Genomic DNA, 24,373 nt, shown 5'->3' with positions numbered 1-24,373 from the left:
AATACCGGTTCACCGGTCTAGTCGGTCGAGCCGCCGACGGTGGCGTCGTGTGTCGGCGCGGCGTCCTCGGCCTTGCCGGGCTCTTCGGGTTTGGGCCGCAGCGCAGAGCTGAGATCCGAGCCGGTGTGGTTGACGTGCAACACGAACGGCCGATGCGGCGTATAGCGGATGACGCTCATCGAGGCGGGGTCGGCGACGATCCGCTGGAAGGCGTCGAGGTGCACACCGAGGGCGTCGGCCAGCACCGCCTTGATGACGTCGCCGTGGGTGCACGCGATCCACAGTGCGTCGCCGTCGTGCTCGTGCGCCAGGGCCTGGTCGATCTCACGGACCGCCGCGACCGCACGCGACTGCACCTGGGCCAGCCCCTCACCGTCGGGGAACACGGCGGCGCTGGGCTGCTGCTGGATGACGGGCCACAGCGGCTCTTTGACCAGCTCGGCGATCTTGCGGCCGGTCCAGCCGCCGTAGTCGACTTCGGTCAGCCGGTCTTCGACGCGGGGCTCCAGGCCGAGCGCCGCGGCCAGCGGGGCGACGGTGTTTTGGCAGCGCAGCAGCGGCGACCGGACGATGGCCTTGACCGGCAGCTCGCCGATTCGGTCGACGACGCTCTGCGCCTGCGCGCGCCCCTTGTCGTCGAGGTCGACACCCTCGGACCGGCCGGCCAGCGTGTGCGCGGTGTTGGACGTCGAACGTCCGTGCCTGAGCAGGATGACGGTCATCTGGCCTCCTCGAGTATCACTGCGCGGCCACCACCCCGGTGCCGAGCAGCGCCAGCACCGTCACGCCGAGCCCCACGCGGTAGCCGACGAACCAGTACATGCTGTGCCGCACCAGAAATTTCAGGAACCAGGACACCGCGGCGTAGCCGACCACGAAGGCGATGGCGATGGCCACTGCCAGCTGAGGGCCGGTGGCACTCATACCCTCGGTGACGGGCTTGAAGGCATCGGGCAGCGAGAACAAGCCGGAGGCCAGCACCGCCGGGATGGCGAGCAGGAAGCCGAAGCGCGCCGCCAGCTCGCGGTTCATACCCAGGAACAAGCCGGCGCTGATGGTCGCACCGGACCGCGACACCCCCGGCACCAGCGCCAGGCACTGCGCGAGGCCGACGATGACACTGTCCTTCCACGTCAGCTGCTCGACGTCGCGCGTCTGCTTGCCGAGGTATTCGGCGAGGGCGATGACGGCCGAGAACACGACCATCGCGGTGGCGACGACCCACAGATTGCGGGCGCCGGAGCGGATCTGATCCTTGAACAGCAGCCCCAGGACGCAGATCGGGATGGTGCCGATGATCACCCACCAGCCCAGCCAGTAGTCGGCGGTCCGGCGGGCGGCGTCGGCCAACCCGCCGAACCAGGCGGTGAGGATGCGCCAGATGTCCTTGGCGAAATAGATCAGGACCGCGGCTTCGGTCCCCAGCTGCGTGACGGCGGTGAACGACGCCCCGGCGTCGCCGGCGAAGAACAGCCGGGAGGCGATGGCCAGATGGCCCGACGACGACACCGGCAGAAATTCGGTGAGCCCCTGCAGGATGGCCAGCACGATCGTCTGCCACCAGCTCATGGCTGCCACGTCAGTCACGCCGACGACCGTACCGTGAGCGGCGCGCGCGGGCTTTAGTGGTTGCGCGGCACCGGTTGTGCGTCGGCGACGGCGTCCCGCACGGCCGCGGCCAGGCTGCGCTCGTCGTGCACGTCGACGTGCGCGAGGCTTCGCGAGGACGCCGCGACGATGTCCTCTTCTTGAGGCACCGGACCCGACAGCCGCGGCCGGTAGATCTCGACAATCAACACGCGTTTGTCGTCCAGGCGAAAGGAAAAACTCCGACCGTCGCCGACTTGGCCAAACCCGCTGGCCCGCAGACCTGTGGAAAGATCTTCGATAGCAAAATTACCGTTGGCAAGGTCGCCGTCGGTGGCAATGCTCATGCTTCCGACCATACCGCTCCGGTACGGAGCGTACCCACCGGAAGATGAAATTTGACGCCGAGAAATTTGCCTAGACTGGCAATTTACGATCGCCCGCCGTTCACCCGACCGAAAGACAGCCCGTGTCAATGGATCACCACCGAACCAATTGTCGGCGGCGTGAATATCCGGCCAGCGTAACGAGATTCGCGATGGCCGCCCTGACCATCGGCGCCCTGACCGCCTGCTCGTCCCATCCGGCCGATACGCCGCCACCCACCATCTCCCCCGCACGCGCCGCGGTGTCACCCGCGGTCAGCGGCGCACCCGACGGCGTCGTCCGCGCCCTCCCCGGCCCCGGCACCGGCGCGGCCTTCGACACGGCGACGTCGTCTCTGGTGGTGTTGGGCACCGACGACGCGCGGCGTCCGGTCGTGACCATCCCGGGCACCCCACCAGTGGTACTGCCGGCCGCGGCGACGGGAATCGCGGGCGACGGCGCGGGCACGGCATATCTGGCCACTCGGGGTGGCTACCTGCGGTTCGACATCGGCAAGCGCGCGGTGCAATCCGTCGGGGTGGACGGCCAGTCGGGCACCGACTTCACCTCGATCGCCCGGCGAGCCGACGGGAAACTGGCCCTGGGCACCGCCGACGGCGCGGTGCTGATCGTCGACGGCAGCGCGGTGCAGTCCCGGATGAAGGCCTTCGCCCGGGTGGACGGTCTTGCCGCCCAAGGCAATACCGTCGTGGTGCTGGACCGCGGCCAGACCTCGGTGACCGAGGTGAACGCGGCCGGCACCGACGTCGCGCAGGCGCTGCGCGCCGGTGAGGGCGCCACCACGCTGGCCGCCGACCCCGCGGGCCGGGTGCTGGTGGCCGACACCCGCGGCGACGGCCTGCTGGTGTTCGGCACGACGCCGCTGATGCTGCGTCAGCAGGCGCCGGTGCGGGGCGCGCCCTACGGCCTCGTCGGATCGTCGAAACTCGCCTGGGTTTCACAGACCGCGACAAACAGTGTGGTTGGTTACGATCTTTCGACTGGTATCCCCGTGGAGAAAGTCCGATATCGCACCGTGCAGCAACCCGACGTCCTCGCCTTCGACGAACGCACCGGCACCTTGTTCGTGGTGTCGGGATCGGGCGCCGGGGTGCAGGTGATCGCGAATGCCGCCGCCGGGCCAGGGCCGGGCGGGCGCTGATGCAGCGGGGGCGGATGCCGGCAGCGTGGGCGGAGGACTTGTCCGACGACTACGAATGGATTCCGCTCCGACTGCCCCCGGAGGTCACCAGACTGTCAGCGTCCATCCGGCTGTCGATCGAGGCCGAATATCGTGGTTGGGAACTGACCCGGGTGCGCCTCTACACGGACGGTTCGCGCCGGGTGCTGCTGCGTCGTCGCAAGACCGATAGATTGGCGCCGCCCGAACAGCCGTCGATGTGAGGAGCCGTTGATGTATCGCGCCCTGCGCTGGGTGTTCTTCCGGGTGTCCCCGGAACGGATTCATACCTGGGTGTTCGCGTTGTTGCGCGTGGCGACCGGGTCGGGCGTGAGCCGCCGGCTGCTGGCCAAGTGGCTGGCGCCCTCGGATCCGGTGTTGGAGACGACGGTATTCGGCGTGACCTTCCCCGGTCCGCTAGGCCTGGCGGCAGGCTTCGACAAGAACGGCAGCGGCATCAATGCCTGGGGTCCGCTGGGTTTCGGCTACGCCGAGGTCGGCACGGTGACGGCACAGGCGCAGCCCGGTAACCCGGCGCCGCGGCTGTTCCGGCTGCCCGAGGACCGCGCGCTGCTGAACCGGATGGGGTTCAACAACCACGGTGCCGGCGAGCTGGCCCTCAAGCTGACCCGCAGCCAGTCGACCGTGCCCATCGGCGTGAACATCGGCAAGACCAAGGTCACCCCGGCCGAGCATGCCGTCGACGACTACGCCGAGAGCGCCCGGCTGTGCGGGCCGCTGGCCGACTTCATCGTCGTGAACGTCAGCTCCCCCAACACCCCGGGCCTGCGCGACCTGCAGGCGGTGGCCTCGCTGCGGCCGATCCTGGCCGCCGTCCGCGCCGAGACCACCAAACCAGTGCTGGTGAAGATCGCTCCCGACCTGTCCGACGACGACGTCGACGAGATCGCCGACCTGGCGGTCGAATTGGGGCTCGCGGGCATCGTGGCGACCAACACCACGATTTCCCGCGAAGGCCTGTCGACCCCGGGTGTCGAAGAGCTCGGTGCCGGCGGCGTGTCGGGCCCCCCGGTGGCCGCACGGTCACTGGAGGTGCTGCGGCGACTGTACAAGCGGGTCGGCGGCCAGCTGGCGCTGATCAGTGTCGGCGGCATCGAGACCGCCGACGACGCCTGGGAGCGGATCATCGCCGGCGCGTCCCTGGTGCAGGGCTACACCGGCTTCATCTACGGCGGCGGCTTGTGGGCCAAGCACATTCACGACGGTGTGGCCGCCCGCCTCAAGGCCGGCGGGTTCGCGTCGCTGGCCGATGCGGTGGGCTCTGCGGCCTAGAACGGCTTAATACACCTCCAGCGGCGTGACGCCCAGTTCGTCCAGGGTCTGTCGCACGTGGTCGCGGAGAACAGCTTTGGTGTTCTCCGCGCCGACCTGGTAGCCCACGACGCCGATGGTGACCTTGCCGTTGTGGCGCAGGGCCGTCACCACCAGCAGGCCGCCGGGCTGCTCGATGTCGCGCTTCATGACGTTCTGCTCGACACCCCAACAGATCACGTAATCAGCCTGGTGGACTCCGTCGATGCGGCCGACCAGGTCCGGCACGTCGCCGACATTCGAGCAGGTGACCGGCAGCTCGCCGAGCACCATGGCCGCGGTATGCCGGACCGCCCGCCGCGGGATGAACGGGGTCAGCGGCAGCAGTTGGAAGGATTCGTCGGGCTGCTCCTTGGCGCTACGCAGCGCTGTCCGGATCGCGCCACGAAGCTCGGTGAGGTCGGTGGTGGCCGTGGCGGGGTCGACGGTGAAGGTCGTGAAGGTCATCGCATTGGCCCGGGTGTCGTCGAGCGACGTGCGGTCGTTGATCGACACCATCAACGACACGGCGCCGTCCCGCGCCCGCTGCCGTCCCATGCGCACCCCGAGGCGGGTGGCGAACGCCGAGACCAGCGAATAGTTGTTGCCGCCGAGTTCCGCTGCCCGCGCATCGAAATGATCGAGGTCGATGATGGCGGACGCGAACGGCACGTGCACGAGTTCGTCGCCGTCGGCCGAGCCGCCCGCCGACGACGGCTGTGCGCTCATCTCGCCGCGGCGCTCGCGGGCCAGTTTGACGGCGACCTTGACCGTCCGCCGGACCTCCGGCAGGTCCCTGAAGGTCTGACGCAGGTCGGAACGGATCGCCTGCCAGCGGGTGCGCGACCGCGGCCGCTCGTAGCCGAGGTTGCGCTCGGTGCCCAGGACCGCGTCCATGAACGCGACGACCGATCCGGTGCCGTCGATCAGACAGTGCGACAACGCGATGGCCACCCCGGTTGAGCCGTCGGTGAAGGGCTGCACCCCCAGCGTCCAACCAGGCCCGTGCTCGGGATCGATCGGAATCTGCGCGCGCTCCTGGAGCCAGTCGCTCAGCGCTGACCGCGGGCGAGCGGTTTCGGCGATGTCGAGAGGCCGCGGGGCGCCGGACGCGGTCACCCAGCGATGCCGGCCGAACGGTATCGGGGACCGCTCGATATACCGCGCCACGAGCCCCTTGCCGAAGTTCTCGTGGAACCGGCGCAGCCCATCGAGATCCACCGGACCTTCGTAGAACCACAGCGCCATGCCGACCTGGACCCGGCCATTGGCCCGATACGACAGGAAGGTGGCCTGGTCGATGTAGTCGAGCCGGTCCGGCTCTGGCGTCCTGGACTGTTTACTCGTCTGGGCAGACGTGGACAACGTGGACCGGCCCCCTCATATCGGAAGGCAGGCGAGCGTCGGTGCCACCGGCCTCGAACCGATAGTAGGGCGGCGGGTACCGCCCCGCGACTCGGCCCGAGCGGGATACTTCTGCTCGCCCGCGACTATTCGCTCGCCTAATTCTGCTCGTAGGTGCCGTGGATGACGGCCCGGGCGATGGCCTGCATGAACAGGTTGAAGCCCAGGAACGCCGGGGTGGCGTCCTCGGGAATGTCCAGCTTCTCCACCGGCAGTGCGTGCACGGCGATGTAGTACCGGTGCGGCCCGTGGCCGGCCGGCGGAGCGGCGCCCAGGTAGCGCTTGAGGCTGGCATCGTTGGCCAGAGTGATGGCGCCGCCGGGCAATGCGTCGCCGTTGCCCGCGTCGGCGGCGAGCTCGGTGACGTCGGCGGGCAGGTTGGCGACGGCCCAGTGCCAGAAGCCCGAGGCGGTCGGGGCGTCGGGGTCGTACACCGTGACGGCGAAGCTGCGGGTCTCGGCCGGGAAGCCCGACCAGCTCAGCTGCGGCGAGACGTCCTGTCCCCCGGCACCGAAGATGCCGCTGACCTGATCATTGGCCAGCGGGCCGCCGTCGGACAGCGACGTCGAGGTCAGGGTGAAGGTCGGCAGCTGCGGCAGGTTGTCATACGGCGAAGCAGTCATGATGTCCTTACGGTAGCGGGCAGAGCGGTCAGCAGTGCGTCAGGAAGTGTTCGAGGACCTTGGCGCCGAACTGTAGTGCGTCCACGGGTACCCGCTCGTCGACCCCGTGGAACAGTGCGGCGAAGTCCAGCTCGGGCGGCAGCCGCAGCGGCGCGAACCCGAAACACCGGATGCCCAGGCGGACAAAGGCTTTCGCGTCGGTGCCGCCCGACATCATGTAGGGCACGGTGCGGGCGTCGGGATCGACGGCCAGGATGGCGGCGTTCATCGCATCGACCAGGTCACCGTCGAAGGTGGTTTCCACGCTGGGCAGGTCACGCTCCCAGGTGCGCGTGATGTTGGGACCGAGCAGCGCGTCGAGTTCACGTTCGAAGGCCTCCTTGCGGCCCGGCAGAACGCGGCAGTCGACCATGGCCTCGGCCGTGGCCGGGATGACGTTGGCCTTGTAGCCGGCCTTGAGCATGGTGGGGTTCGCCGTGTCGCGCAGGGTGGCGCCGACGATGCGCGCGATGCCGCCCAACTTCGCGATGCTGCCCTCCAGATCCGGCGAGGCCGGGTCGAGGTCATAACCGGTCTCTTCCGAGACCGCGGTCAGGAACTGCTCGACCGACTCGCTGAGCACCAGCGGGAACTGGTGCCGGCCCAGCTTCGCGACGGCTTCGGCGATCTCGGTGACGGCGTTGTCGTCGTGCACCATCGAGCCGTGCCCGGCCCGGCCGCGGGCCGTCAGCCGCATCCAGGACAGGCCCTTCTCGGCCGTCTCGATGAGGTACAGGCGGCGTTCGCCGCCGGCCTTCGTCGGGACTGTCAGCGAGAAGCCACCGACCTCACCGATGGCCTCGGTGATGCCGTCGAACAGCTCAGGCTGGTTGTCGACGAGCCACTGGCAGCCGTAGGTGCCGCCGTGCTCCTCGTCGGAGACGAACGCGAAGACGAGGTCGCGGGGCGGGACGATGTTGTTGCGTTTCAGATGCCGCGCGACGGCGATCATCATGCCGCACATGTCCTTCATGTCGACCGCGCCGCGGCCCCACACGTAGCCGTCCTTCACCGCGCCGGAGAACGGGTGCACGCTCCAGTCGGCGGGCTCGGCGGGGACGACGTCGAGGTGGCCGTGGATCAACAGGGCGCCCCGGTTCGGGTCGGCACCTTTGAGCCGGCAGAACACGTTTCCGCGGCCGGGCGCGCCCGCTTCGACGTACTCGGTGGTGTAACCCACCTCGCGCAGCTTCTCGGCCACCCAGCGGGCGCAATCTTCCTCGCCTTTGGTGGTTTCCGGCTCCCCGGTATTCGACGTGTCGAAGCGGATGAGCGAGCTGACGAGATCGACCACTTCGTCTTCGGGCGCTGTCACAGTCACATTCGTACCACCCTCGGTTTGGGACTGAGCACCTCGATCCGTTAGCCTAAGCTGCCCGGCCAGACGGCAGGGCAGGTCCGAGTGGCGGAATGGCAGACGCGCTAGCTTGAGGTGCTAGTGCCCTATTAACGGGCGTGGGGGTTCAAGTCCCCCCTCGGACACGTCCGGCGACACGACTTAGGTCGGCCGTCGCCGTGACTCGCCGTAGGTGCGGGTCATAATCAAGACGCAAACCCAGGCTCGCGTACACCTGGGCGCGTTCCACCCCGGTCGCCTTGCCGAGGATCACCGACAGTCCGCCCAGCTCCTGGACCAATTCGCTGATCTGGACGGCAGACATGGCGTGGGGTTGCTCCGTTCGCTCAAGACGAGCCCTCAGCTCGTCACGCTCGGCCGTGCGGCGACGCAATGCAGCAGTCAAGTCCTCAACAGCCACACCCGACTCGACCGCAGCGACCAAGGCAGCAATCTTGCTGTTGACCTCGCTGAGCTCACGCTGCGCAGCGGCGTAGCCAGCTCCAGCCACCTGGTCCGTGTCCTGCCCGCGTGCGAGGTCTTCTGGATCGGCGAGGGTGGCGATCCAATTATCCAGACGTGCGGTCACCTCGTCCTCACGGAGATAGACGGTGCGCGGGTGATCACTCAGGTCCACAGGTACGGAACGCGACTTGCCCAGCTCGCATCGGTAGAGGATTCGCGTCGTTTGCTTCCCTGGTCGGGCAGCGCCCTGCATGCGGCGTCCACATGCGGCACAGAACAACAGGCCGCGCAGCGTGTACGGAACCGTCGATTCTCTGCTGCACACAAGACCAGGACCGCGCCGCGCCTGTGTCCGAAGACGAACAGCCTGCGCCAACTCGTCAGGGATCAGCGCTTCATGCGTGCGGCGGTCCGGCGCGATCCAGTCGGCCTCATCACGCCACCGCATACGAGTCTCATACCCAGCAGCGACATCCTCGGGATTGACCAGGACTTCGTATTTCTCTTGCTTGGCCCACACACGGATACCGCGGTACGCCGGGTTGTCGAGGATCGCGCGGATCGCCGAATGGGACCATCCGCGCGGGTCACGGTGACGATTCCGGGCCGGGTCGTATTGGCTCGGTGACGGCACACCCTCGTCGGTGAGCTGTTGGGCGATGTAGCGCAAGCCGGCGCCGTCGGCGTACATGCGGTAGATCCGCTCGACGACCGAACATGTCGCGGGGTCGGGTTCGAGGCGATGGAGCCGCTGCCCAAGACCTGCTTTGGCAGGGTTGGGGTGCGGGCCGGCGTCGACGAGTTGGTAACCATACGGTGGTCGCCCACCAAGGTATCTGGACGTGTCTTGCGCAAGTGCTGACATCGCCGTACGGACTCGCATCTGGATTCGCGCACGCTCTCCCTTGCTCATGCCGCCGAACAGAGTCATCACCAGGTCGTGTGCCTCGGAGCCGGGATCGACTGCTCCGCCGACCTCGGGTACCCACAGGCCGACGCCGTAGTGCGTGAGGACAGGAAAGGTGAGCGCGAACTGCGGCCCGTAGAACGCACGGGCGGGTTCCCCGATCACTATGGCATCAAAGCTACGGTCCCTGGCGGTGACATCGGCTAGGAGACGCGACGCCTCGGGCCTGCGCTTCCACGGCAGCGAACGGCTTTGTCCCACATCGAAGTAATCACTGACGACGACTCCGCCATGCGGAGCGATCAGGTCGATGGCCCGCCGTTTCTGCCAACTGCGACTCGCCTCTGGGTCTTGAGCGTCCTCCGTGCTCACTCGGCCGTAGAAGGCGAACCTCAGACTCACGCCACTCCCCTCCCTGATGCAAGCATGCGGTCTCGTACAGCCAGTATGACCTGCACCAGCGCACGGTTGGCCTTAGCCGGAAATCGATAGCTCTCGGGTACCACCATTTCAACACCTCCCTCCGACAAGGTCGGCGCATCGATTCGACCGTCGCACTCGGTGCGAGCATCTGCTGCTCGGGAACTGTCAGCCATCGCCACCCCTGGGGGGATCTCCCTGTTGGTTGCAAGCTTGGCGACGGGCTTCCACCCGTCCGATGCGGCGGGCGTGGATGCGTTGCAGGGCGGCGGAATAGATGAGGGTGCGGTCGCCGAGGCTGGCGGGGCCGGCACGGTCAAACTCCCACGCCACCAGATCATCGCCATCGGCGGACTCCAAATCCAGATCATGCTGATGTGCAGTGCTTATCAATCGCTGTTCACGTGTCCAGGTGGCGCGGCGTTCGCGCAACGCGGTCATGGTGGTGGAATAGCGGCGGGACTTGGAGGTGATGTGGCCTCGGTAGCCCAGAGTGTGCAGCCAGCGGCCGATACCAGCCAATCCCCTATCGGCGAGTTGGCTGATGGTGGTCAGGATCGCGCGAACGTGCTCAGTGACGTCGAGGTCAGCGACGGCCTCAGCGGAGATTCGCCGTGCACTAATCCCCACGTCAGCCAAGGACTTGGTGACGTATTTCGCGAGGTAGCGAGCTACGCGCTGGCCTGGCAGTATCCGGTCGCGTGGTGAATCCTCCTGCACAGCAATTCTTTCCGCGTCAGCGTGCCGGTTGTCGATGGGTTGGGTGTCGACTTGTGTGCCGAACCTGATTACCCGTGTCGCGGTGTCTGAGGATGAGTCGGTGACCGTCACGGCCACGGTTCGAGCGGCCTGTTGGATGATGGTGGCCAGTTCGGTTGCCGCGAGAGGCGCCTGCCAGTCCCGACCGCCACAGTTGTCGCCGGCGGGCGGGTCGAGGCGGATCAAGGCATGAATATGCGGGACAAGTCGGGCTTGCAGCTCAACGACTTTGATGAAGCTGACCCGCACCGAATCCGGGTCGGCCCCCGAGGCGCGTAGCTTTCGGCGCAGTGTGCGTCGCAGAGTGATGGTGAAACGTCGCCACAGTTCAGGCAGGTGCCAGGTGAAAAGGACGTGCCCGGCGTAGTCGTAGCAGTCTGCGCAGATCGGCTGTCCCACATGGATATCACCGTCGCTGTGGGTTGCACTGCACCAGAGGGGTTTTCCGTGTTGGCAGCGGTTGGCGCCGCCGGTGCGGTGATGATCGCGGCACACCCGGTGCCGCTTGTCGCCCGCACGTTCGGTGGTGTGAACAGGTCCATAGCTGGGGGCCGTAAGGGTGAGGAACACCTGCGGACGATCGGCCACTGCTGCGGGGATAGCGTGATGGCCGCCAACGGTGCCGGCGTGCACGAGTTGCCAGGTGTCGCGGGCGTATAGGTCTGAACACGACGGGCAGATCTGGGCCCGGCGGTTGTTGCACCGTGTCCACACCACCCGATCCCGACCATATTCATCGGTGCCGACCAGTTGGATGGGGTGAGCGCAGAACCCGACCGATTCGGCACGCCGCCACCACGATTCGAACCCCATAGAGGCCGCGCGGCGTACCATCTGCTCAACCACCTTGGCGGTGTCGATGATCTCAGGAACACCGGGAAGGCCGAGCTGTGCCGCTTCCTTGGAGCTATTCATTGCTGCCCTCGCCCGATGTCTGGCCGCCGCCATGGCTTCTCGGCTGCCTCTTGCTGCCCGGCCGGCCGGTAGGGCGGCGGAATCGAGCGGCGAGGGTGGCGATGTCCTGGTCGGTGACGTGGAAAGCCCGCACTCGCTGAGGTTGGGCGGTGCCGTCGACGAGCATGTAGCCCACACCCGGTGTTGCATCGGAGATCCGATCGCATTCCGCACCGGCATCACGCGCGCCTTGGCCCAGCACCATAGCGGTTTGAGTAGTCTCGGTCAGCCGCAGCCCGATCCGCACGGTGAACAGCTGCCGGACGGGGAGCGTGTCCTTGGCCGGGTCTTGGACCGCGGCCACCACCGAAATGCCGACGGCGCGGCCCTGGGAGAGCAGCAAGCCCAGCAGTTGTTCGATTTCGCTGCGCAGCTTGCGATCAGTGACATAGGCGGTCAAGGCCGCGATCTCATCAATCACCACGACAAAGAGCGGTTCGGATGAGGTGGGGGTGTGCAGGCGCGTCTTGCCGCGCAACCGGTTGGCGCGGGCGTGCATCACCTCCACCAGTTGCCGCAGCAGATGCAGAGTGGTGTCGGTAGCGTCGTGGCTAAACACCGTGAACATCGGGGCTCCGGCGCCCAGTTCCATGCCGCCTTTGGGGTCGATGACACAGAGTCGTACGTGCCCGGTCTTCACCGAGGGAGCGATGCCCGTGACCAATGACCACAACACCGAGCCTTTGCCGGCGCCGGTCGCCCCGGCGACCAGGATGTGATGCCCCAGTAGCGGCAACCGCCACCACCCGTGGCTTTCGGTCATCCCGACGCACACAGCCGTGAGGTCGACGATGGTGGCCGGCGTGGGCATCGGAAGTGCGATCGGTTCGGCGAGTACGTCGCCACGCATCAGGGTGATCCGTAGTTCTCCTGGTGCGGTAGCGGTGATGGTGATGCGCTCCGCGCGCCACGTGGCAGCCAGCGCCTCGGCTTGTCTGTGCCAGTCCGGCACCGATTGGCCGGTCACGACGCGCAGCCGGAGTACATCGGTATGCGTGCCGATCTGCACTGACTGCAGTGTCGGCGTGAGAATGCGCTCGCCTAGCTTGGCGGTCAATCCATGCAGGACGCACACAGAGCCCCAGTTGCGGGTGTAGCGCCACCACGTCAGCCAGCGCCGCCGCACCGGCTCGGTCACCCAGGCGTGAAAGGATCGGCGGTCCAGCCATGCCCACGCCATGTACCCGAAACTGACCACGACGGCAGTGATCAGTCCCGGACGCACCCCATGGGTGATCGCCACCGCGATGCAGGCGACGATCGGGATGCTGATGGCGGGAAACAAGATCGCCCACCACAGCAGATATCCCACCGCTTTGAACAGTGACACGATGAGGTCTTCAATCCAGTCGTCATTGTTCGACTGGGTGTTGTTGGTGCTCTTGTTGTTTGACGCCATGATGGCTGCCTTCCGTGAGCTCGGCGTGATGTGCGGATGTGCGGCCCGGGCTGGGGCGTGAGACTGTGCCAGTGCCACACCCCAGCCCAGGCGCTCATTTCGGTGCGCGCGCCACCTGGTCACCCGACCCAGCCGAGATCGCGGTGATCGCTTCGGCGCGGAAGGCCACACCGCTGCGATCGCCCTGTGCCCACGGGATCGCCACCAAGCCCGACACCGACACCGACTGTGTGACAGTGAGTTTCGGGTCACCGGCGACGGTGACATTGAGTACTTCGCCGCCGGTGTCATCCAGGGCGAGGAGTTGTATCGCAAACAGTGGCAACCCGGTGCTGGTGTCCACCTTGGGGCTACCTGTCTCGAAATTCAGCCGAGGTTCTGCCGCCCGCGTCACAATGAACCGGGTGCCTGATGTGTCAAGTCTCAATCGCATTGCTGTGCTGTCCCTCCTTGGTTTCGCATGCGGTCGTCGGTGTCCGCGAATCCAAGAACAGCGTGTGGACGGCAATCGCCGGAAGTCACCACCAGTAAGAGCCAGTAACACCCCGGCACGCGCACGATTGCCTGACCTGCGCTGATGTGTGAGGCATGATCGGAAGATGACGGCAGTCGATCCACACCGTGCGCTCAACGCGCAGCGGCTCCGACGTGCCCGCCTGGAATACGGATTCAGTCTCCAAGAACTGGCAGCCGAGGTCGAAAACGTGCGCGGGATGCGCAGTGACCGCGATATTCCGCCGCGCGAATCCTTGCGTCAGATGATCATCAGCATCGAACGCGGCGGCCCATTCGGCGAAATGTGGCGGGCAGACCTTGCCGCAGTCTTCGGCCGCGACCCCGACGAGATATTCAGCGTGCCGGTCCAATCACCGCTGCCGCACCCGTTGCTGCTGGAGTTGCCGGTCGACGAGGATGTGTTGTCGGTAATCACCGCGCAGCGGGCTGCGCACATCGAGGCAGAGCACGCCTTCGGCGCTCAACACGCGCGGCCGTTGGTCGAGCGCGATCTCGACACCGTCGAAGCGCTGATCAAAACCGCACCCCGCCGACTCAAACGTGCCATGGCAGAGGCAGCCGGGACCATCGCCGAAGTAGCTGGCTGGATCGCCCAAGACCTAGGCGATCATGCCGCCGCCCAAACGCTGACGCATAAGGCGTTCCTGCATCTGCGGGCTGCTAGTCCCGAGCTACGTGCGATGATCCTGATGCGGCAATCGAACATTCTCACGCGCAGCGACGCCAGCTTGGCCGTCGACCTCGTAGCCGATGCCGCCGAGTTCATCGACGGCCGCGACGCAGGGCGGCTGACGGCCAGCATCGCCCGCCAGCAAGCCCTCGCCGCGCTGCACAATGACGACGAGCGGGGCTTTCACCGGCATGTCGCCGAGGCCCTTGAACTCGGCGACATCGAGCCCGCCACCGATGACCGGGCACCCTACGCCCACGCCGCTTACGTCGCCAGTGACATCGCATCCGGATACTTACGCCTCGGCCATGCTGAGAAAGCGCTGGAGCTGCTGACCAGCCACCACACCGAATGGACTTCACAACAACACCGCGACCGCGCCGTCGCCGACATGCGACTACTCCATGCCTACATCGCGATCCGGGACTATCGCCTCGCGCTTACGCTAGCTGACACCGCCATCCCCGCCTACCTGTCAGCGCCATCGCAGCGAGCGCGCCGACACCTCGCTCAGGCGGGCAAACTCGTCCGTGACCGTCGACGAAGAGACACCAGCCCTGTCCTGCAAGAACTTGCCGCGCGCATCAAGAAAGCCACCCAAGGAGCACATACGTGAGCCGCCACATCATCCCCGATACCACCACCACCGATCCCGTCGCCACCAATTCCGTGGCAGTGCTACCGGTTGGTTCCTTCGAACAGCACGGCCCCCACCTGCCGCTGGGCACTGACTCTCTCATCGCCTGCGCCATCGCGACGGCAATCAGCCAGCATCACAACGTTTTCCAACTGCCACCGATCACGTTCGGATGCTCTCATGAACACGCCGCGTATCCCGGAACGGTCAGTATCAGCGCCACAGCACTGGCGGCGGTCATCGCCGATATCACCCAGTCGCTCATCCAGCAGGCAGTGCGCGGGCTCATTGTCGTGAACGCCCACGGCGGCAACGCTGTACTCACTAATGTCGTGCAGCAGGCCAACCAGCCCACCGCGCCGATCAATGTGGGTCTCTATCCAAGTCGCGAAGATTGGACCGAAGCCCGCACCGCCGCCGGTGTCACCAGCACCAATCACGACGACATGCACGCCGGCGAACTGGAAACTTCCATCCTGCTCGCCGCATACCCGCACTGCCTTCGCGCCGGGTGGGACAACGCCGATCACAGCGCCTCGGACCGCCGCTACCTCACCACCGTAGGTATCGACGCCTATACGCCTACCGGTGTCATCGGCTACCCGTCACGGGCCACCGAAGCCAAAGGCCACGCGCTGCTCAACCACCTCGGCCGCAACGCCGACACCCTCATCACACTGCTGACCCCGCCGCTCCACTGACGAATATTCCCCCCCGTGTACAACCTCCCGCGGCTACCTGCGGGCTTCACTACGCTCCCTCTGCTCCCGTCCGCTGGCGCTCCCGTCCGCTCCGGTCGCTGCGTTCTGCCCTCCGTCCTGTCCGCCGTTGCAGCAGGCTGGCACCGGTGGGTGCATCCTTGTCCGATAATCGGTTGCCTGAAGCCGTCAGTGTCGCCGACAACCCGCGCCCCGCGCATGGTGCCAGCCTCGACGGGCCGACACCACGTCGGCGTTAGTACTTCTGACCTGCGGCGTGAGAACTTTCTTTACTGAGATCAAGCCTGGGTCCGCCGCCTACCCCGAGCTGACGCCAACGTATCTGTTTCTGGGAGTGCGGTTTCCGTTCCAGGGTCGTCGGCCCCGCAGCTGCGACTCCAACAGCATCGTGCTGGGCCGCTTCGATAACATCCACGGCCTCACCGATAGCGCCGGGCGGCCATTGCGGTTCAGCCAAACCCACCGGCTGCGCCATACCCGGACCACCGAATTGCACCGCGGGCGGGGCGCGGGGGACTGTCCGAACAACGGTGGATCTGATCTTGGTCTGACACGCCGAGCGTGAGCTTGGCGGGGAGGACTGACGATGTCAGAAACACTCGAATCTATGGCGATTGACCTGGATCAACGGCAGCTAGCGGAGCAGCTGCTCGCACAGGCGAAGGAACAAGGCGTCGAGCTGGTCGGCCCGAATGGGCTGCTGAACCAGTTGACCAAGAACGTGCTGGAAACGGCGCTGGATGCCGAGATGGCCGAGCACCTGGGCTATGACAAGCATGACCCGGCTGGCCGCGGCAGCGGTAATTCCCGCAACGGCACCCGGACCAAAACGGTGTTCACCGAGATCGGGCCGGTCGAGATCGACGTGCCGCGGGATACCAACAGCTCGTTCACCCCGCAGATCGTGAAGAAACGTCAACGGCGCCTGACGGGGATCGATGAAATCGTGTTGTCGCTGACGGCAAAGGGATTGACCACTGGGGAGATTGCCGCCCACTTCGGCGACGTCTACGGAGCCACGGTATCCAAGGACACCATCTCGCGGATCACCGACAAGGTGGTCGGCGAGATGACCGAGTGGTGCAACCGGCCGCTGGAGTCGGTGTATCCGGTGGTGTTCATCGATGCGATCTTCGTCAAGGTTCGCGATGGTCAGGTCACCAACCGGCCCATCTACGTCGCGATCGGGGTCACCTGCACCGGTGAGCGCGACATCCTGGGCCTGTGGGCCGGCGATGGCGGTGAGGGCGCAAAATTCTGGTTGGCGGTACTCACAGAGATCAAGAACCGCGGCACCGCCGATGTGTGCATGGTGGTCTGCGATGGCCTCAAAGGGCTGCCGGAGGCGATCAACACGGTGTGGTCCCGCGCGGTGGTGCAGACGTGCGTGATTCATCTGCTGCGTAACACCTTTCGTTACGCGTCGCGTAAGTATTGGGATCAGATCGCCAAGGACATCCGGCCGGTCTACACCGCGGCGACCGAGGCTGCGGCCAAGGAGCGGTTCGTCGAGTTCACCGCCAAGTGGGGTGCGCAGTATCCGGCGATCACGGCGCTGTGGGAGAACGCCTGGAGTGAGTTTGTGCCGTTCCTGGACTACGACGTCGAGATTCGTCGCGTCATCTGCTCGACAAATGCGGTCGAATCGCTCAATGCCCTCTACCGGCGGGCGATTCGGGCCCGCGGGCCTTCCCGACCGAACAGGCCGCGCTCAAGTGCCTCTACCTGGTGACCCGATCCCTGGACCCCACCGGCCGCGGTAGGGCACGATGGGCGATGAGGTGGAAGCCCGCACTGAACGCGTTCGCGATCACCTTTAACGGCCGGATCACTCCGACTGGCAACTAACCAAATGCCAGGATCAGATCCACCGTTTATCTGACAGTCCCGGGCGCGGCGGGCCATGACTTACGTTGTGCCGACCGGTTCTCGGTGTGCCGGCGCGGTGGCGGGTGCCCGGCGCCGGGATGGACGTTGAGGCCACCAGCTGGCTTGACCGAGCAGGGTGGCGATGGCGGGGACTGTGAGGGTGCGCACCAGGAAGGTGTCCAGGAGCAGCCCGCAGCCGATGATCAGCCCGACCTGGAACATGATCGCCACCGACCCGATCATGAGGCCGAACATGCTGGCAGCGAAGATCAGGCCGGCCGAGGTGATGACTGATCCGGTGTTGGCGACGGTGCGCAGGACCCCGACGCGCAGGTTGGCCGTGGATTCTTCGCGCAGCCGGGATACCAGGAGCATGTTGTAGTCGGCGCCGACTGCGACCAGGATGATGAACGCCAATAGCGGTACGGGCCAGGCGATTTGGTAGCCGAGAATCCACTGGAAGACGATGACGCCGATGCCCAGGGAGGCCAGGTAGTTCAGGATCACGGTGCCCAGCAGATACAGCGGGGCGATGATGGCACGCAGCAGCGCTACCAGGATCAGCCCGACGATGACCAGGGTGGCGATAGCCAGTTGGGTGAAGTCCGCGGACAGCAGGCGCTGGATGTCGGCGTTGACGGCCGGGAACCCGGCGACCGCCACCCTGGCATCGGTCAGGGTGGTGTTGGGGCGGGCGGCGTTGGCGACGTCGGTGATCTGCTGGGCCAGCCGCATCGCTTGAATGCTGTAGGGGTCGGCGTTGGTGTCGATGGCGAAGCGGGCGGTTTTGCCGTCGGCTGAGACGAAGTGTTTGGCGACGTCGGCGAACTCGCGGTCATCGAAGGTGGTGGCGGGCAGGAAGAAACCGGCAGCGGAGTCCGAGCCGGCGGTGGCGCGTGCCGAGTTCTGTAGTGCGGTGGCGATCGTGCTCATGCCGGTGAGCATCTGGATGTTGCTGTCGGCCAGGGCGTGTACGCCGGTGGCCAGGGCGCGGGATCCGACGGCCAGTTGGCCGATGCCTTGCTGCAGCCGGTGGATGTTGGCGGCCAGATCGGCGGGGTCACCGAGGGTTTTGAACGCGGTGTTCATGGCGGTGACGGTGTGTTGAATGTCGGTGAGGGTGCCGGTCACGGTGGCATCGGTGGCCGGGTTGTAGTGGTCTCCTAGTGTGGCGATCTGGGTGAAAAATCCGTTGTCGCGCAAGGTGACCAGGACCGCGACTTGGTCCCGGATTTGGGCGCATTCGGGGGTCGCCACACACCACGGGGCAGCGTTGAGGGCACCGGCCAGCGGGTCCAGGACACCGATGGCGTTCTCGGCGCGCTGGGCCAGGGGGCGGATGCCGGGGCCGGCTTGGATGGCCTGATCCACACCAGGTGCGGTGGCCGAGAGTTGTTGCAGCAGTGGGCCGAAACGCTGCATGCGGGCGCCGGCAGTGGAGGCCTGAGTGAGCACACCGCCCAGAGGTCCCATGGCGGTGCGCACGGCGGTGTCGAGTTGGGCGAGGCCGTCGGCGAGTTGGTCGGCCCCGTGGGTCAGGGTGTTCAGGTCGGCGCGGTGGGCGTTGGCGTCGGTGACCGATTGGGCCATCTTGTCGCCGATCTGCCGGTTCTGCCAGGACAGTTGGGCTTGCTCCAAGCGGGCGCCCGTGGGTCGGGTGACACCGGCGATCGAGACGACGCCGGGCACTTGAGCGATGCGGGAGGCCATTTGGTCGAGGTCGGCCAGCCCTTTGGCGGTGCGCATGTCGGTCGGGTTCTGCACCACGAGGAATTCGGCCAGGACCATGTCTTTGCGGAAGTGCCGGTTGAGCAGTTGGTAGCCCTGGTTGCTGGCGGTGCTGGCGGGTTGGCCGGCGCGGTCGTCGTAGCTGATGGTCATCGCGGTGGCCGCGGCGGCCAGCAGTCCCAGGATGAGCAGGCTGGCGACCAGCAGCGGTACCGGGCGGCGCACCACCGCGACGGCGACGGCATTCCAGTAGCGGCGGGTGCGGTCGGGTTTGGGTTCGCCGATGCCGCGGCGGGCCGCCACGGCCAGCACCGGGGGCAGCAAGGTCACCGTAGCCACAAATCCGACGGCGACGGCGACCGCGCAGGCCGGACCCAGGGCGGCGAACACGCTCAGCGTGGCGAACACCATGGACAGGAACGCCAACGCGACGGTGGCCGCCGAGGCCAGGATGACGCGGCCGATGCTCGCGGTGGCCGTGATGACCGCCGCCTCCGGTGGCGTTCCGGCGCGGCGTTGTTCGTGGTAGCGGCTGATCAGGAACACCGTGTAGTCGGTGCCGGCGCCGAGCAGGATCGCGGTCATGAACGCCACGGTGAACTGCGAGACCGGCAACCCGGATTGCCCGAGTCCCGAGAGCACGCCCCGCCCCACGGCCAGGCTCAGCGCGATGACCAGCAGCGGCAGCAGCGCGGTGAACAGTGATCGGTACACCATGAGCAGGATCAGCGCGATCAGCCCAGCGGTGGCGATCGACACGAACAGCAAATCGTGTTCGGCAGAAGAGATCTGGTCACTGAACGTCGCGGCCGGGCCGGTGACATGGGCACTGACCCCCGATCCGGTGAACACCGCTGTCGTGATGTCGCGCACCGCGCCCACCGATTCGGCCGCAGTGGGATCGCCGAGCGCGCCGGCAATGCCCACCGGCAGGTACCAGGCTTTCCCGTCCCGGCTGACCGCCTGGGTTCGGGTGACCGGATCGGCGAGCAGATCCTGCACGAGCAGCACGTGGGCATGGTCGGCGCGCAACCGCTCGATCAACACCCCGTACCGCTGACGTGCCTGATCGCTCAGCCCAGCGGGGTCCTCCATCGCCACGAACAGCATCGTTTTGGAGCCCTGCTCGCCGAACGCGGTGCTCATCCGGTCCACGGTCTGAAACGACGGCACATCGCGCGGAATCAGGTCCACCGACTGGCGGCGCACCACCGTTTCCAGCTGCGGGAACAGCAGGGCCAGCAGCACTGCCGCGGCAATCCACCCGCCGATCACCAGAGCCTTGTGGCGCACCGTGAACGCAGCGAGGCGCCCGAGGCGGGCGCTGTATTCCGACGACGCGGACGGGTCGGTAACCCGGCCCCGCCGCGTGATGCCAGGCCCGTCGGTGCGATCACTCATGCTGCCCCTGCCGTCAAACGGAACAAAAAGTATCGCTTCGATACTAATTGTTCCATTTCCGGCAGGGAAGTATTCGCATGTAGTTTTTCGGGCTTCGGGCGCCGAATTAAGTTGCGGCAGCGTTATTTTCGTGGACGATGTCAATGCCGGCGCAGCCCCTGGCCCGGCCCTGGCCTGGCGTTTAGGTGGCGATACCCCGGCACACCAGGGCGGTGATCGCCGCGGTCTGGGCGATCAGAACGTCACGGTCGGGTTTGTGTCCGTAGCGCAAGGCGATGCCGAAAGGGATCGCCACGATCGACTCGGCGGTAGCACCGATGTCGAGGTCGGGGCGGATGTAGCCGCGGTCGATGCCGTTGCGTAGCGCCGCACCCAGGATCGCGGCGCCGCTGTCATACATGCGGTGAAACCGCTGCGACATTTCCTGATCCACCCCGGCGGCCTGCACCACGATCAGCTGCAACAGCCGCGGCTCTTCGGCGAGGACATCGGCGTAGGCCATGCCGATTGAGGACAGGTACTGACCGAACTCCTCGATGGAGGTGACCAGGCACGGCGTGGCCTCGTCGATGGCAGCGCCCAGTCGGCCGTTGACCTGACGCACCGCGTGATCGACGATGTCCCGCTTGTTCTCGAAATACCGGTAGAACATCGAGTGCCCCGAGCCGAGCCGCGCGGCGATGTGGCTGATCGAGGTCTGGTGATAACCCCGCTCAGCGAACTCGGCCAACGCGGCATCAATGACCTCTTCGCGGACCAGTTCGGCGCGCTGGGCGCGCTGACGATCAGCCATCGTGGAGCGCGGTTTGCCCGCCGCCGAGGCCGCGGCCGTGGAGCTATTGGTTCGAGTGCCCATCGCCGGCCTCCCGCACAAGTGGAACAAAAAGTATCCCTCCGATACTAGTTGTTCCACGTTCGCCGGGCGCTGCGTTCGTCAACAAAATTTGGGCAGCCCACGGCGGAATCGGCAAAGCAATTAGCTTGCGGCAGCGTCGATATCACCGACAGGGAGGTCATGGCGCACGATACGGACCTGCCCCGGCGGCAGGCAGGCCATGTAGCCATGCCGTTTGCCGTACAGCTCCCAGGAGGCCCGGTCGCCATCGGGGGTGACATCGATACGACCCCCGGTCGACAGCACAATATGCAGCGCGCCGTCGTCGTCGCATTCGGCGTGGGTGCACGTCGCGCCGGCCATGTCGAGCAGGGCACGGTGCTGCGGCGCGAAATTGTGCGGGTCGATCACCACCTGTTCCTCGGGATACGGACCTACCGGCGGCAGGGTCAACTCCATCGCGGTGGCGATCACCAACTCGTTGTAGTCGTCGAAGTCGAGCACCAGCCCCTCGTGCAACGAAACCCGCTGGATGGTGCACTGCGTGATCCACAGAGTGTGCATGACCGGCTCCTTTCGGCACGTCGTTGTGCACACTCATGGTACAAAAAGTAGCGCAGCGATACCACAAGTTCCGCTATCGAATGTCGGTGCGCGGCAATGCCGCCAGCAGCCGGCCGACAGTGCGGTCGATGCGCTCCCGCGCGTCGGCGGGATTCACCCGACCACTGATCACGGCCGTAAGGTTGGCCAGCCAGATGTCAGCGATCAGACCGGCCAGGTGCCGCTCGCGCGCCGCGGGCGTGGGACCGCCGAGTGCGTGGGCGAACATGTCCTCGATCACGCCGACGGCGTACTGCACGGCATCGGCCGCGCCGGCATCGGCCACCACGAATGCCCGCACCATCGCATCGGTCAACGCGGGCTCGTCCAGCCACCGCTGATGCAGCCGCGCCGTCAACTGCGCCCATCGCTGCGGCGGAGTCAATTCATCGGTGCTCCAGTCGAATTCGGCGTCCAGGCGCTCGAATTCGCGGGCCAGTACCGTCACCAGCAGATGCGTTTTGGACGCATAGTGTCGGTACAGCGCGCTCGCGGCCGTGCCGGCCCGCGCGGCAACCGCACGCATGCGTACACCCTCGAAGCCGTGCGCCGAGGCGATCTCCAGCGCCGCATCGAGGATCTCTTCGCGCCGCCCGCCGACCGCCACCGGACTCGGACGCACCGGTGGCGGGCGCAAGTACGTATCGGGCTCGCTCATCTGAACATCGGGCACGCTCATCGCGGCCCACCATCGCGCTCGCCACCGCCGCCGGCGGCGTGGCGCGCGAGGTCGGCGAACATCTCGTTGAACCCGGTGATGTCGCCGTGCGCGGCGAAATGGGCCGCGTCCACAGCGATGAAGACCGCCGCCGCGGTGAACCGGGTGACGCCGTCGCTGCCCACCCCGGTGCCCTCCACGCGCAGCACCCGGCCGCGGCGATCCACGACGCGGGCGCGCACACGGTGGGTGTGGTGCAGCGGGACCGGTTGCAGATACTCGATCGTCAAGCTGCGTGTTACCGCCGGAGTGCCGGCGATCCACAGCGTGAATCCGAGCACATCATCGCAGGCCGCGGCGATCGCGCCGCCGTGGGCCAGACCGGGAGCACCGATGTGCCGTTCATCGAAGGTCACATCGGCGAACACCTCCGTCCCGTCGCGGTAGGCCGTCAACTGCAGGCCATGCGGATTTTCGGGGCCACATCCCATGCACACCGGGGTGTGCGCGGGAAGTTGCTGTGGCACAACCTCATCGGCTCCCGGGTCGCTCACGCAGCCCCGCCGGCTCACTCGAACTGGCCGGGGCGGGCACCACCGGCGCAGGCTCCTCGGGTGGCGGTGCTGATCGGCGCGGCGCCCACACCGCGACGATCACTGCCGACACCGCGCTGATCATCGCAAGCACGAAAGCCCCTGTCGCGCAACCATGAACAAACGCCAACTTCGCCTGCGCGACGGCAGCGTCAGCCGCGGGACCGACACGAAGCGACGCTTGCGCCGCGGCCGCCAGTGAGTCCTCGAACGCGGCGCGCAGCGGCGACGGCAGGGCAGCCGCCGTCGCACCGACCCGATCGCTGTAGCCGGCGGCCAGCACACTGCCCGCGACGGCAATCCCGATGGCCGCGCCGACTTCCCGGGCCGCATCGTTGACCGCCGCGGCTACCCCATGCTTGTGCACCGGGGTGGCGTCCACCACCGCGGCTGTCGACGGCGCCGTACACAGACCCAAACCGGTCCCCAGCGCCAGCAGCGCCCACACAATGTCCACATAGCCCGAGTGCACATCGAGCCGGCTCGCCAGAAACATCCCGACCGCCAGCATCCCCAGACCACCGGCCAGCATCATGCGCAACCCCCAGCGCGCCGCCAGTTGCGGTGCCGCCACCGAGACCACCACGATCGGCACGATCAACGGTGTCAGCGCCAACGCCGACCTGATCGGCGAATACCCGCTGATCAGCTGCAGGTACTGCACCAGCAGGAAAAACACCCCGAAAATCACCACGAAATGCAGCACCAGCGACACCGTGCCCGCCGCGAAACCGCGATCGCCAAACAACCTCACGTCCAGCAGCGGATCCGCGCGCCGCAACTCCACCACCGCGAACACCACCAAACATCCAGCGGCACAACCAAACAGCACCATCACCATGGCGTCCGTCCAGCCGCGATGCGGCGCCTCAACCAGAGCGACCACCAGCAGCCCGATCGCCAACGCGATCACCACCGACCCCAGCACATCGATACGAGGATGAGCATCATCGTGGGACGTGGGTACTCGCAGCGCCGCGACCAGCAGCAGCACCGCCGCCGCGGCCAGCCCCACGAAAATCGCCCGCCACGACCAAAGTTGGAGCAGCACACCAGAAACCAGCACTCCAACCACTGCACCCGAGGCGGCCACACCCGCCCAGATGCCCACCGCACGTCGCCGCTGCGCCATCCCGAACTCACCGGTCAGGATCGACAACGTGGACGGCATCACCAACGCCGCACCCACCCCGGCCGCCGCCCGCGCGCCGATCAGCCACCACGGGGTGTCGAATGCCAACGGCACCACCGACGCCGCCGCGAACACCGCCAACCCGGCCATCAGCACACCCCGCCGGCCATAACGGTCACCGACCGCGCCCGCCGGCAAGACCAGGCACGCGATCGCCAAGGTGTACCCGTCAACCACCCACGTCAGCTTGAACCGTCCTGGT

21 protein-coding genes, 1 tRNA gene and 1 pseudogene are annotated in these 24,373 nt (G+C 66.6%); 7 read left to right on the top strand and 16 right to left on the bottom strand.

What is annotated here, in order from left to right; all coding sequences use genetic code 11:
• Window positions 1-17 precede the first annotated feature (17 nt).
• From AC3WTE_RS00360 to AC3WTE_RS00350, 3 genes are read right to left on the bottom strand one after another with little or no spacing between them, the layout of a single operon-like run.
• A complete protein-coding gene (locus AC3WTE_RS00360; protein ID WP_492434741.1) occupies window positions 18-722 on the bottom strand; it encodes a histidine phosphatase family protein in 705 nt (234 codons plus the stop codon).
• 16 nt (window positions 723-738) lie between these two features.
• Entirely contained in the window at window positions 739-1,569 is an 831-nt protein-coding gene (locus AC3WTE_RS00355; protein ID WP_492435438.1) for an undecaprenyl-diphosphate phosphatase, read from the bottom strand.
• 53 nt (window positions 1,570-1,622) lie between these two features.
• Entirely contained in the window at window positions 1,623-1,934 is a 312-nt protein-coding gene (locus tag AC3WTE_RS00350) for a hypothetical protein (RefSeq protein WP_492434740.1), read from the bottom strand.
• A 191-nt stretch (window positions 1,935-2,125) separates the two neighbouring features.
• Here AC3WTE_RS00350 and AC3WTE_RS00345 point away from each other — a divergent pair, with 191 nt between their 5' ends.
• The 3 genes from AC3WTE_RS00345 to AC3WTE_RS00335 are packed head-to-tail and all read left to right on the top strand — an operon-like array spanning window position 2,126 to window position 4,426.
• Window positions 2,126-3,115: a YncE family protein gene (locus AC3WTE_RS00345; RefSeq protein ID WP_492434738.1), complete on the top strand. Its 990-nt coding sequence runs from the start codon at window positions 2,126-2,128 to the stop codon at window positions 3,113-3,115.
• A 14-nt stretch (window positions 3,116-3,129) separates the two neighbouring features.
• A complete protein-coding gene (locus AC3WTE_RS00340; RefSeq protein ID WP_492434736.1) occupies window positions 3,130-3,357 on the top strand; it encodes a DUF5703 family protein in 228 nt (75 codons plus the stop codon).
• 10 nt (window positions 3,358-3,367) lie between these two features.
• The gene (locus AC3WTE_RS00335; RefSeq protein ID WP_492434735.1) at window positions 3,368-4,426 is read left to right on the top strand and encodes a quinone-dependent dihydroorotate dehydrogenase; all 1,059 of its coding nucleotides are present in this window, start codon (window positions 3,368-3,370) and stop codon (window positions 4,424-4,426) included.
• Between the two features lie 6 nt (window positions 4,427-4,432).
• Here AC3WTE_RS00335 and AC3WTE_RS00330 read toward each other — a convergent pair whose 3' ends face one another.
• From AC3WTE_RS00330 to AC3WTE_RS00320, 3 genes are all read right to left on the bottom strand, one after another.
• Window positions 4,433-5,809, bottom strand: coding sequence for a hypothetical protein (locus AC3WTE_RS00330; RefSeq protein WP_492434734.1), 1,377 nt, complete (start codon window positions 5,807-5,809; stop codon window positions 4,433-4,435).
• 137 nt (window positions 5,810-5,946) lie between these two features.
• Window positions 5,947-6,471, bottom strand: a complete 525-nt coding sequence (locus AC3WTE_RS00325; protein ID WP_492434733.1) for a YbhB/YbcL family Raf kinase inhibitor-like protein — start codon at window positions 6,469-6,471, stop codon at window positions 5,947-5,949.
• A 28-nt stretch (window positions 6,472-6,499) separates the two neighbouring features.
• Window positions 6,500-7,831: a M20/M25/M40 family metallo-hydrolase gene (locus AC3WTE_RS00320; protein WP_492434731.1), complete on the bottom strand. Its 1,332-nt coding sequence runs from the start codon at window positions 7,829-7,831 to the stop codon at window positions 6,500-6,502.
• Window positions 7,832-7,906: 75 nt separating this feature from the next.
• Here AC3WTE_RS00320 and AC3WTE_RS00315 point away from each other — a divergent pair.
• Window positions 7,907-7,992, top strand: a tRNA-Leu gene (locus AC3WTE_RS00315).
• Here the strand turns inward: AC3WTE_RS00315 and AC3WTE_RS00310 are convergent.
• The 4 genes from AC3WTE_RS00310 to AC3WTE_RS00295 all read right to left on the bottom strand — a co-directional run bounded on the left by AC3WTE_RS00310 (window position 7,974) and on the right by AC3WTE_RS00295 (window position 13,183).
• Entirely contained in the window at window positions 7,974-9,620 is a 1,647-nt protein-coding gene (locus AC3WTE_RS00310; protein ID WP_406804670.1) for a recombinase family protein, read from the bottom strand. The two genes, AC3WTE_RS00315 and AC3WTE_RS00310, sit on opposite strands and share 19 nt — an antisense overlap.
• Before the next feature lie 186 nt (window positions 9,621-9,806).
• Window positions 9,807-11,312 carry a replication initiator gene (locus AC3WTE_RS00305; protein ID WP_406804669.1) on the bottom strand — a complete coding sequence of 502 codons (1,506 nt, stop codon included), beginning with the start codon at window positions 11,310-11,312 and terminating at the stop codon, window positions 9,807-9,809.
• A complete protein-coding gene (locus AC3WTE_RS00300; protein ID WP_406804668.1) occupies window positions 11,305-12,750 on the bottom strand; it encodes an FtsK/SpoIIIE domain-containing protein in 1,446 nt (481 codons plus the stop codon). The genes AC3WTE_RS00305 and AC3WTE_RS00300 overlap by 8 nt, the downstream gene beginning before the upstream one ends.
• Before the next feature lie 94 nt (window positions 12,751-12,844).
• Window positions 12,845-13,183 carry a hypothetical protein gene (locus tag AC3WTE_RS00295; protein ID WP_406804667.1) on the bottom strand — a complete coding sequence of 113 codons (339 nt, stop codon included), beginning with the start codon at window positions 13,181-13,183 and terminating at the stop codon, window positions 12,845-12,847.
• A 166-nt stretch (window positions 13,184-13,349) separates the two neighbouring features.
• Between AC3WTE_RS00295 and AC3WTE_RS00290 the strand changes: the two genes are divergently transcribed.
• From AC3WTE_RS00290 to AC3WTE_RS00280, 3 genes and pseudogenes are all read left to right on the top strand, one after another.
• Window positions 13,350-14,552 (top strand): NsdA family TPR-like regulatory protein, encoded by a 1,203-nt coding sequence (locus AC3WTE_RS00290; protein WP_406804666.1) that lies wholly within the window; start codon window positions 13,350-13,352, stop codon window positions 14,550-14,552.
• A complete protein-coding gene (locus tag AC3WTE_RS00285; RefSeq protein WP_406804665.1) occupies window positions 14,549-15,274 on the top strand; it encodes a creatininase family protein in 726 nt (241 codons plus the stop codon). Before AC3WTE_RS00290 ends, AC3WTE_RS00285 begins: the two co-directional genes overlap by 4 nt.
• Window positions 15,275-15,899: 625 nt before the next feature.
• Window positions 15,900-17,140, top strand: a pseudogene (locus AC3WTE_RS00280) (IS256 family transposase).
• Window positions 17,141-17,200: 60 nt separating this feature from the next.
• Here the strand turns inward: AC3WTE_RS00280 and AC3WTE_RS00275 are convergent.
• The 6 genes from AC3WTE_RS00275 to AC3WTE_RS00250 form a co-directional block, all read right to left on the bottom strand.
• Window positions 17,201-20,290: an MMPL/RND family transporter gene (locus AC3WTE_RS00275; protein WP_492434728.1), complete on the bottom strand. Its 3,090-nt coding sequence runs from the start codon at window positions 20,288-20,290 to the stop codon at window positions 17,201-17,203.
• A gap of 181 nt (window positions 20,291-20,471) precedes the next feature.
• Window positions 20,472-21,146 carry a TetR/AcrR family transcriptional regulator gene (locus AC3WTE_RS00270; RefSeq protein WP_492434726.1) on the bottom strand — a complete coding sequence of 225 codons (675 nt, stop codon included), beginning with the start codon at window positions 21,144-21,146 and terminating at the stop codon, window positions 20,472-20,474.
• A gap of 120 nt (window positions 21,147-21,266) precedes the next feature.
• Window positions 21,267-21,689 (bottom strand): DUF6188 family protein, encoded by a 423-nt coding sequence (locus AC3WTE_RS00265; protein ID WP_492434725.1) that lies wholly within the window; start codon window positions 21,687-21,689, stop codon window positions 21,267-21,269.
• A gap of 73 nt (window positions 21,690-21,762) precedes the next feature.
• A complete protein-coding gene (locus tag AC3WTE_RS00260) occupies window positions 21,763-22,407 on the bottom strand; it encodes a TetR family transcriptional regulator (RefSeq protein WP_492434723.1) in 645 nt (214 codons plus the stop codon).
• Window positions 22,404-22,877 (bottom strand): PaaI family thioesterase, encoded by a 474-nt coding sequence (locus tag AC3WTE_RS00255; protein ID WP_492435436.1) that lies wholly within the window; start codon window positions 22,875-22,877, stop codon window positions 22,404-22,406. Before AC3WTE_RS00255 ends, AC3WTE_RS00260 begins: the two co-directional genes overlap by 4 nt.
• A gap of 40 nt (window positions 22,878-22,917) precedes the next feature.
• On the bottom strand, window positions 22,918-24,348 hold the full coding sequence (locus tag AC3WTE_RS00250) for an MFS transporter (RefSeq protein WP_492434721.1): 1,431 nt from the start codon (window positions 24,346-24,348) through the stop codon (window positions 22,918-22,920).
• Window positions 24,349-24,373: the final 25 nt, after the last annotated feature.

This window comes from Mycobacterium sp. FW102-FHT13B02 (assembly GCF_058790275.1).
The sequence above is the reverse complement of the archived record's forward strand: the minus strand, read 5'-3'. Positions and strand labels throughout refer to the sequence as shown.